The sequence below is a fragment of the Streptomyces sp. NPDC102274 genome (assembly GCF_044766385.1).
Classification (GTDB): domain Bacteria; phylum Actinomycetota; class Actinomycetes; order Streptomycetales; family Streptomycetaceae; genus Streptomyces.
The window spans coordinates 1-9,709 of the sequence record NZ_JBIWLW010000081.1; the positions used below are offsets into that span (position 1 = coordinate 1).

Consider the following 9,709-nt stretch of genomic DNA (forward strand, 5'->3'; position numbering starts at 1 on the left):
ACCTTCCTGGACCAGCACGGGATCCCCCGGTCAAAGTCCTGGCGCACCCTCGGCACCTGACCTCAACCATCCAAGATCCCCGACAGAGTCAAGCTAAGAACTGACGGCCTTGTCAGGCAAGATCGAGGCTAGGCTGACTTGATCTACCAAGGGGAGTTGCGAGTGTTTCACCGAGCGCCGACGGCGACACGGGGCGCGGGACGGCCTGGACCAGCCGTCACCGTGCTGTCGTTCAACATCCGACACGCCTGGGGTACGGACGATGTCCTCGATCTCTCCCGGATAGCCAAGGTCGTTCGGGCCAGTGGTGCCGACGTCGTGGGTCTGCAGGAGGTAGATGCCCACTTCGGGGACCGCAGCGACTGGGCCGATCAAGCCCACGAGCTGGCGCAGCTACTAAATTTCAACTATGCGTACGGCGCCAACCTCGATCTCGACCCGCCCGCTCCGGACATGCCTCGGAGGCAGTATGGCTGCGCCACTCTGTCCAGGCATCCGATAACGCGTTGGGACAACACGCGTCTGTTCAGTTCCGAGGACGAGGAACAACGGGGACTCCTGCATGTCGAGATCAGCGTGCACGGGGTCCCTCTGCATATCTATAACGCCCACCTCGAGGCGTTCTCGGAGACCGACCGAGCTCGGCAGGCAGAACAGGTGGTAAATCTGATCGGAAAGGCGGCTCCCTCGGTACTCCTCGGCGATTTCAACGCTTCTCCACAGAGCCCTGAGATGAAGAAGATTCGATCCGCCTTCAGTGACACCAAGACCGTCTGCGGCAGCGAAGAGATACTAACTTTCCCCGCGAACGAACCGGAGACCTGCATCGACTACATCTTCGTCGGCCCAGGTGTACGACCGGTATGGACGAGTCTCATCACCGAGGACCTGGTGGCTTCGGACCACGTGCCGGTGCTGAGCGAGCTGACCATCGGTGTGCATGGTCTCGCGACACGGGCCGAGTAAAGGGAATTCAGTCGGATCCGGTACCGGCTGGCCAGGCGGATGATCCAGCAGTACTTCTTGTGCCCGGCTTACTGCGCGCGACCCGCCTCCGCCGTCGAGGGCTTCGCGCTCGGGGCGCCGACACTCTCGTAACCGCGCACCTGCCAACGGCACCACTCGTACGCGACACCAAACCAGAGCACACCGATGAGAGGCTCGGCGACGGCGGCCGAAATGTACAGTGCGCCGGTATCGCCGAAAAGTACGCTCGATGGGATGTAGGCCACGACTGCCACCGGAAGGCCCCACGTCAGGACACCGACGACTGTGCCGTTCCAGGTCAAGCTGCCCTTTGAGGGTCTGGTTGATCGACTCGATGACCTGCCGGAGCGGTTTGAACAGATGCGCGCCGGCCCGCTCGGACTCGCCCTTGCGGGCCGGACGCAGCAGCAAGTCTCATCATCCCAGCTGAGAAGGCACTTTCGCGTTCCCGATCGAGATCCAGACACAGCCGCAAGTGAAACGCGCAGGGTAGACATGAGACTCTGGATCTTGCTAAGTTCACACCTCATTGGCTGCCCAGTCGGCCCAAACTAAATCGCTTTGGGATCCCGATCGCGTTGCGCATTCCGGATTCCGGATTCCGACAGCGGTCACCTCACTGAGTATCCTGCCCGCCCATTGGGGAAAGAGCTTTCAGGTTAGCGATGAAGCACTTCGAATCGACTCTTGAAAACGTCAAGCTTGCTTGCTAGAGCTTGTTTGTTGCCATGACCTCACACCGGCGGTAGGTTCGAGCGGCGCAGAGCGAACTGAGGACTTCTTGCCTCGAACCCGTCGGAGATGGTGTACGGAGTGCAGGGCCGTGGCCTCTCCGCCGAGGACGCAATCCTCGATCTCAGTATCCACCTTCAAAAGGAGTCCGATTCACGCCAGTACGTTGCCCTCGGCATTAATCTGATGCTGTCAAAGTTTACTGATGTGGCGTGGGCAGTGTCCCGATGCACGGCCGTAAACGGTCAGAGAATCGCCACGAGTTGCGGAGGTTGGCGTGCAGGACAGCGTGTTCCACTCCCTCTACCACACCAGACAACTCTTCCCTACGCCGACGCCGGACGAGGCGTCAGCCCGAAGGCTGATCCGCAGCTGGCGGGCGGACGCCGAGGCAGCTGAGGGAACGCTGTCAAAGTTCACGATCACGACACTCCCTCTGGAGAACGGCATGCGAGCACTGCTCACCAGGGCATCCGGCTATCTCGGGCAGACAGTGGTACACAGGCTGGTCGAGGACGGCCTTGCGGTGACCGCACTCGAACACCGCACCAGGCGGCGGTGGCCATCGGCCGTTCAGGTGCGTGTGGGTGATCCGCTTCGGCCGACCAATGTGCCGGAAGGGGTCCGGGGCGTCGACGGCGTGCCATCTCACGTCCGGCACCACGGTCCGCCAGGCATCTGCACAAGCTGCCGAACTGCAGCGACGGGTTATCACCGAGGGCACCAGCCATCTGCTGGCCGCGATGTCCACCGAGGCCGAACGCAGGTGCGCTCCGATGGCCCTGCTCCACCTCCCCAGCACTGCGGTGTACGGGCGGCCGTAGGCCGACCACTGCTCACAAGGGACGCCGCCATGCCCAGGAGCCCCTACGGCGCCGCCAAGCTGGCAGTCGAGGAGGCCATCGGCGCGGCAGCCAGTATCGGCCGTCTGGGGGCGATCAGCCTGTGCCTGTTTAACGCCGCCAGCCGCACCCCCTTTGGCGGCACGCCCAGCCCGCTCGCGCTCATCCCACAGACCGTGGCCGCTGGGACCGGACGCACTCCGGTACTGGCCATCGACGGAGACAGCAGCGTCCTACGGGACTTCGTCCACGTCCGCGATGTCGCCGCCGCGGTGGCCGCCGGCCTTGCCCGCACGCCCCCGGGCGGACACCACGCCTACAACATCGGCACAACGCCCGCAAGCGAGCTCGATGTTTTAGCTGAGGTCGGGCGGGCCGCTGGCAGGGCGGTGCCGGTGCAGCACCGGTCAGCCGACGAGACGGATACGTCCTACCTGGCAGCAGATACGGCGGACACCAGGGCCGCTCTGGATTAAGACTGGGTGTACTCCGCGCTGCCGCACCTGGTGGCGGAGCAATCCTTACGACCTTCCATAATATGCAACAGGAGTTGAGCATTTTGGAGACGCTCCAGGGTTCCGCCCTGCTCATCACTGGGGCCACCGGCTCCTTTGGCAAAGCACTTGTCAGACACATCTTGGACCACCACGACCCGGTACGCATCGTGGCCTACTCCAGGGACGAGCTCAAGCAGTACGAAGCCCGTCACCACTTCGGTGACGACTCCCGGCTGCAGTGGGTCATCGGCGACATTCGCGACCGCGAGCGGCTAGTTTCCGCGATGCACGGCGTCGACCACGTCGTCCACGCCGCCGCTCTAAAGCAGGTGGACGCCGGGGAGCGCAACCCCGCCGAGTTCGTCCGCACCAACATCCTCGGTTCTCAGAACGTTGCCGACGCCGCACTTGAGGTGGGAGTGCGGAAGGTCGTGGCGCTCTCTACCGACAAGGCTTGCCGGCCAATCAACCTGTATGGCGCCACCAAGCTCGTCGCGGACAAGTTGTTCATCGCGGCGAACCTCCAAACGGCCCGGCATCAGACCCGGTTCGCAGTGGTGCGCTGCGGCAACATACTGAGCAGCCGGGGCTCCGTCATCCCGTTCTTCCGGGAGATTGGGCGGGTTGGCAAGCCACTGCCCATCACGGACAAGCGGATGACCCGCTTTTGGCTCAGCCTCGATCAAGCGGTTCGCTTCGTCGTGGAGTCGCTGGAACTAATGCAGGGCGGGGAGTTGTTCGTCCCGCGTATCCCCAGCATGCGGCTCGTCGACCTCGCGGAGGCAGTCGTGCCGGACGCCCTTATGTACGAGGTCGGCCTGCGTCCCGGCGAGAAGCTCCACGAAGAGATGATCCATCCAGACGAGGCCCCCAATGTGATCCGGCTCGGTAACCGGTACGTCGTGCAGTCTACCTTCAGCGACGACTGGAATTACCGACCGCCCGCCGATGCCCTACCGGTACCGGACGGGTTCTCCTACTGCTCCGATCAAAACGACCAGTGGCTGAGCGTTGATGATCTACGTAGCATGCTCGATCGGACAGGGGACCTGACGTGACTCCGGCAACCACCGAGGCCGTCCAGGTGCTGGCCCGTCGCCTCGCCGACTATGCGGTGCTCGCCCACGATCCGGCGGTCCCGGCCGCTACGGTGGGTTACTGGGAGATGAGCCGCGCCAGCTACGCCGCGATCGACGGCGAGGTGCGTATGCTTCTGGCCGAGAACCTGGACGGCAGGCGGGTCCACACCGCGCTGATCGCCACACCCCACGAGCCCGCCCATCACCGGTCACTCACCGAGCACCTGGCCGCGCTGCTGCACCGGCAGCCGGCCCAGCAGGCACGGCTGGCCGCGCTGACCGATGCGGCAGACCGCGAGCTCTGGCTCGACCATCACCTCGGCGACCGGCACTCGGGGGGCGCGACGCCGCTCGGGATTGAGGACGTCCGTGCGCTGGCCCGCCCCCGGGCGGAGCAGCCAGCGGCCGACGGCCGACAGGTGCACATCGTCATCCCGTTCCGTGACCGCACCGGAGGCGGGCGAGCCCGCAATCTGCTGGCCTGTCTGATCGCCCTGCGCGACCAGGATCACGAGGCCGGGTCGATCCAGGTGACGGTGGTTGAGACCGACAAGCTGCCGCATTGGCGGGAACTAATCGAGCCACTGGCGGACTCCTACGTGTTCGCCACACATCATGGCCGCTTCAACAAGTCCTGGGCAGTCAACGTCGGGGTCGTCACGCAGGGCAGCGGCTCCACCTACACGTGCGTCCTAGACGCGGATATCCTGGTTGACCGCTCCTTCGTCCACCGCAACGTGCAGCGATTCCTCGACGACGGGCACACCGCGCACGTCTGCTGCGATCAGTCCCTCTCGCTCGACGGCCCCTCGACGGCCGAGGCCATCGCCAGACGCTGCAGCGCTGGGGACCCTGCGGTGCCGTTGAACGTGCTGCGTGGCGTCCTGTTGCGGGAGCCGCCAGGCGGCGCCCTCTGGACGCGCACCGATGCGTATCACGAAGTCGCAGGTTTCGACGAGCGTTTCGAGGGCTGGGGCGGTGAGGATGAGGACATCGTCCGTCGGCTGAGGCGAAGCGGTGCCTTCCGGCGTTACAGTGACGACCCACTGCTGCACATGGACCATCCTCGCCCACCTATGCGCAACAGCGCGCAGCAGGGGTTCAACGCCCACGTGCAGGCGGGTTCGTGGAACGGAAGCGAGGGCTATGGCGACTTGCGCAAGTACACGGTCGCCAGCTTGCACTCGACCACTGCCGATACCTAATCGCTCGGGCTGCGGTGCTGCCCAATGGCGCTGTCGAGGATGACACCATCGCGGGCCTCTGAAGCCCTTGCTCGAGCTCCAGGCGCACCAAAGCCATTCGCCTCTGCCGGAGGAGAACCCCCGTGCTGTCGTTTATACAGCCGACACACGCTGTCACAGCCGTTCGCAAGAGAGCGGGCCGTTGGATCGACATCGCACGTCTGTTGCCCCATGCAGGACCCCGGGCCATGGTCGGGGCCCTGCTCTTGAACGTGGTCCTGGGAGTCCTCCCTGGGGCTTTCATCGTTACCACGAGCGTGCTGCTCGGCCGTGTGCCGGCCCTAGCCGACGGTCGCTCCGGGCTGCCCGCCAGTGCCTACACTGTCTTGGGCCTGGTAGTCGGCGCCTTCGCGTTGCAGCATTTCCTGGCCCCATTCCAGTCCGTCCTGACGGAGAACGTCGCGCGTCGCGTCGACGAGCACTGCATTGGGCGGCTTTTCGAGGTGACACTGCGTAAGGCCCCCTTCGGAGTCCTGGAGAACCCGTCCTACGCAGATCTGATCGCCGACGCCCGCGCTGCATTCGCTCGTACTGTTCCCACCCCCGGCGAAGCGGCTGCCGCATTGCCGCTACTGCTCGCCCGCTATTGCCAGCTGATGATCGCGGTCGTCCTCGTCGGGTATGTGCTCACCCCACTCGGCGCTGTCGTCGCGGCGGTGACCTCACTAGCCATCAGGTTCGGCGTGCGCGGCACGCTAGGGCGCTGCGCCGTGCTCTGGGAATCGCTGACCCGGCATCGGCGTCGGACCGGTTATGTGAGAGAACTGGCAACCGGACCGCAGGCAGCCAAGGAGATCCGCATGTTGAACCTGATGCCGTGGCTGAGCGCCCGGGTCAACGCGGATACCATGGCCGGGCTCCGGCCGTTGTGGGAGGGAAGTAGACGCCTGCAGTTCTGGCCGTTCGTTGCCTTGGCGTCCGTCGGCTTCCTCGGCGGATCGACCGTGCTCACTCTGTTGGCGTTCCAGGTGTCGCAGGGTCGCACGAGCCTGCTGGAGCTGGGCGTCGGACTCCAGGCAGTCCTGATCACCATGCGCTTCGGTGTGGCCTTCCCGGAATGCGACATGCAGACTCAGTTCGGTCTGCACTCCTTCCACGCTCTCGAACGGCTCGAAAGGGTGGAAGAGCTATCCGGGCGGCCTGACCGGACGCCCCGGCCCAGCCCCCTTACACCGCGACCGGAGAGCCTGATCACCTTCGAGAAGGTCTCCTTCTCCTACCAGGAGGGTGCTCCGACGGTGCTGGATGGTCTCAACTTGGAGATCCCTATCGGTAAATGCACAGCCATCGTCGGTCTCAACGGCGCTGGCAAGACCACGCTGGTCAAACTACTGGCCCGGCTATATGAACCGACCCGGGGCCGGATTCTGGTCGACGGCGTTGATCTGGCCGACTGCGCCCCACACGAGTGGCAGCGTCGCATTGCTGTCATCTTCCAGGACTACCTCCGCTACGAACTGTCAGCCCGGGAGAACATCGGCCTCGGCGCCCCCCACATGCTCAACGACGAGGCGGCTGTGCTCGCCGCAGCCAGGAGCGCCGGCGCCGGCGACATCCTGGACAGTCTGCCCAACGGCCTGCACACTCCGCTGTCTCGGCACTACGCCGGCGGGCGCGACCTCTCCGGCGGTCAGTGGCAGCGGATCGCACTCGCCCGGGCCCTGCTGGCGGTCCGTGGCGGGGCCTCGGTACTGATCCTGGACGAGCCGACTGCGCAGCTGGACGTACGCAGCGAGGTGAAGTTCTTCGACGAGTTCCTGGCCACTGCCGGAGCGCAGGGCGTCACCAGCGTCATCATCTCGCACCGCTTCTCGACCGTGCGGCACGCGGACCGGATCGTGGTCGTCGAGTACGGCCGGGTGCTGGAGCAGGGCACCCACGAGTCACTCATGCGGGCTGGTGGCCGATATGCCGAGTTGTTCCGGCTGCAGGCCCAGAGGTTCCACGACGAGGACGTGCAGGAAAGGACAGGTATCACCCAGTGAGGGGTATCTGGACGTCCGCCTTATACCTGTTGGCTCTCGGATGGCGCACCAGCCGCCGCCGCCTACTGGTCGCCGTCCTTCTGTTGGCGGTAGGGCACCTGTCCGCGCCGGTATCGGCGATCATGCTCGGTGCCTTCTCCGAAGCCGCGCTGTCCGAGCAGACCGCCTCCGCAGTTGTCCTAGCTGTCAGTATCGCCCTGGTCCTAGTCTTCGACCTCACCATGACGCACTTCGCGCACCTCTCCTACTACGAACTTGGCCAACTCGAAGAGCTTACCCTCGCCAAGGAGGTCGCGGCCGTCGTCAACGGCAGTCCGGGCATCGAGGTGCACGACGACTCCGCGTTCAGCGAGACGTTATCGATGGTGACCGACCGACTGCTGCAGGTACGGGCGGCCCTTGAGGCGGCGCTACTTCTGGGTGGCGCCGTACTGCAGGGCCTGCTAACCGCCGCCGTATTCGCTAGCGTCGACCCCTGGCTGGCCCTGCTGCCGCTGGCCGCCGTACCTGCGGTGTTGGCCAGCACGCACGCCCAACGGGTCGTGGACAAGGCCCGAGCGGCAACCGCTTCTCAGCTCCAGTTGGCACGCCATCTGGTGGACCTGGGCACCACAGCCACATCCGCCAAGGAGGTTAGGCTTTTCGGCGCCCAGGACGCCGTAGTGGACCGGCACCGGACAGCGTGGCGCACCGTCGCCGACCGCCTGACATCAGCGGAGTTCCACGGCGCACTACTTAGAGCCTGCGGACAGATCTGGTTCGCGGCTGCCTACGGCGTGGCCATCCTGCTGGTTCTGCGGCGGGCGACCAGTGGTGAGGTCGGCATTGGGCAGGTGGTTCTCACCCTCACCCTCTCGGTCCAGGTCGGGGTCCAGGTCGCGACCACTCTTGGGCTGCTCGGCAAGCTCCAGAACGCTGGCCGAGTGGTCGAACTCTTAGCCCGGCTACGCTCGCTCGCACCGCCGACGCCTGAGCTGGTGAGGCCAAGTGCCAAGCTCCCGACAGTACTGCGCAATAGTATCCGGCTCGAGGGGGTATCGTTCGCCTACCCCGGTACGGACCGGCTGATCCTGGACGACGTCTCACTGTCTATCCCGGCGGGCTCCACCGCCGCCTTGGTCGGTGAAAACGGCGCGGGCAAGAGCACCCTGGTCAAACTCATCTGCGGCCTTTACCGTCCGACCTCCGGCCGGATCCTGGTCGACGGGGTAGACCTTCAGAAGCTTCCTCGCGAGCAGTGGCAAGCCCGCGTCGCTACCCTCTTTCAGGACTTTGCCCGATTCGAACTGCGTGTGCGGGAGAACGTCGGCGTCGGCCGGATCGATGATATGGAGGACGACGACCGCCTCTGGCGGGCCTTGGACGCGGCAGGGTCACGGACTCTGGCATCCATGATTCCGGGCGGGCTCGACGGCCTCCTCGGGCATTCCTACGGAGACGGCGCTGAGCTCTCCGGCGGCCAGTGGCAGTCAATGGGGCTCGCTCGTTCCTTGATGCGAACCGATCCTCTACTTCTGCTCCTGGACGAGCCGGCGGCTGCCCTGGACGCAGCCGCAGAACATGCCCTCTTCGAACGATTTGCCGCCAACTCCGCAATAGTCGGCACGACCAGCGGCGCCGTGACCCTCTTCGTCTCGCACCGCTTCTCCACCGTTCGCCGGGCTCAGCACATCATCGTACTCAGCCACGGCCGCGTCATCGAGACCGGCACCCACGACACCCTCATGGCCTACCAAGGCATTTACCACGAGATGTTCACCCTTCAGGCTGACGCTTACGGATGGTGAACAGCAGTATGAATTCCATAACTAGACCTCTATGATCCTGTCGGGTAGTCGAGGTTTTGGCGAGGTGGGCAGCCGGGCTACGCGCGGATACACAAGACCGAAGGAACTCCGTACTGCAGACGCCCTCCAGTCCTGCAACTGGCCGCAGATGGTGAACGGCTACCAGATGGAGACCCACACCCATCTCCATTGTGGCCAGGCCGTACACCAGATGGCCGTCGTCATCCGCGGCCACGCGTTCTCGCTCGCGACTATGGAGTTGACGACCAAAATCCCGCACCAGCCGACCCGGCAGGAGGTCCACGTGAAGCAGCGCAGTCCCTGAACGCGTCCACCCATGTACGACGAGAAGTTCAACGGAGGCCTTGAGGTTGGGGCTGAGGGGCCAGGAAGTTCCAGACAGGCACCCAATAGGGTTGTCCTGAGAGGGCGTTTGATGTAGCCGAATTGTCTCTTACACCCTAGTGTTGCGTGTTTGAAGTAGCTTTACGTCTGTGGTTTCGGGACAATGGGGCTGTGTATCTGGCCGCTGCGTTGCAGTTCCGTGAGGGTGACC

The 9,709-nt window shown here is 64.6% G+C and carries 7 protein-coding genes and 1 pseudogene; 7 read left to right on the forward strand and 1 reads right to left on the reverse strand.

All coding sequences use genetic code 11. From position 1 onward, the window contains the following. Positions 1 to 222 precede the first annotated feature (222 nt). On the forward strand, positions 223 to 966 hold the full coding sequence (locus ACIRQP_RS41250) for an endonuclease/exonuclease/phosphatase family protein (protein WP_403900455.1): 744 nt from the start codon (positions 223 to 225) through the stop codon (positions 964 to 966). Between the two features lie 291 nt (positions 967 to 1,257). On the opposite strand, the pseudogene ACIRQP_RS41255 reads toward ACIRQP_RS41250, so the two are convergent. Next, a pseudogene (locus tag ACIRQP_RS41255) lies at positions 1,258 to 1,395 on the reverse strand (IS982 family transposase); the annotation flags it as partial. Between the two features lie 1,177 nt (positions 1,396 to 2,572). Here ACIRQP_RS41255 and ACIRQP_RS41260 point away from each other — a divergent pair. The 6 genes from ACIRQP_RS41260 (at position 2,573) to ACIRQP_RS41285 (ending at position 9,478) form a co-directional block, all read left to right on the forward strand. After that, on the forward strand, positions 2,573 to 3,037 hold the full coding sequence (locus ACIRQP_RS41260) for an NAD-dependent epimerase/dehydratase family protein (protein WP_403900457.1): 465 nt from the start codon (positions 2,573 to 2,575) through the stop codon (positions 3,035 to 3,037). Positions 3,038 to 3,099: 62 nt separating this feature from the next. Next, the gene (pseB, locus tag ACIRQP_RS41265) at positions 3,100 to 4,116 is read left to right on the forward strand and encodes a UDP-N-acetylglucosamine 4,6-dehydratase (inverting) (protein WP_403900459.1); all 1,017 of its coding nucleotides are present in this window, start codon (positions 3,100 to 3,102) and stop codon (positions 4,114 to 4,116) included. After that, entirely contained in the window at positions 4,113 to 5,342 is a 1,230-nt protein-coding gene (locus tag ACIRQP_RS41270) for a glycosyltransferase (protein ID WP_403900461.1), read from the forward strand. Before pseB ends, ACIRQP_RS41270 begins: the two co-directional genes overlap by 4 nt. 227 nt (positions 5,343 to 5,569) lie before the next feature. Then, positions 5,570 to 7,366 carry an ABC transporter ATP-binding protein gene (locus ACIRQP_RS41275; protein WP_403900463.1) on the forward strand — a complete coding sequence of 599 codons (1,797 nt, stop codon included), beginning with the start codon at positions 5,570 to 5,572 and terminating at the stop codon, positions 7,364 to 7,366. Next, positions 7,363 to 9,153 (forward strand): ABC transporter ATP-binding protein, encoded by a 1,791-nt coding sequence (locus tag ACIRQP_RS41280; protein WP_403900465.1) that lies wholly within the window; start codon positions 7,363 to 7,365, stop codon positions 9,151 to 9,153. Before ACIRQP_RS41275 ends, ACIRQP_RS41280 begins: the two co-directional genes overlap by 4 nt. A gap of 64 nt (positions 9,154 to 9,217) precedes the next feature. Next, entirely contained in the window at positions 9,218 to 9,478 is a 261-nt protein-coding gene (locus tag ACIRQP_RS41285) for a hypothetical protein (protein ID WP_403900467.1), read from the forward strand. The last annotated feature ends 231 nt before the right edge of the window (positions 9,479 to 9,709 follow it).

Coding starts and splice junctions, on each gene's coding strand:
- ACIRQP_RS41260 (WP_403900457.1), top strand. CDS start 2,573: ATGCCCAGGAGCCCCTACGGCGCCGCCAAGCTGGCAGTCGAGGAGGCC.
- pseB (WP_403900459.1), top strand. CDS start 3,100: ATGCAACAGGAGTTGAGCATTTTGGAGACGCTCCAGGGTTCCGCCCTG.
- ACIRQP_RS41275 (WP_403900463.1), top strand. CDS start 5,570: ATGGTCGGGGCCCTGCTCTTGAACGTGGTCCTGGGAGTCCTCCCTGGG.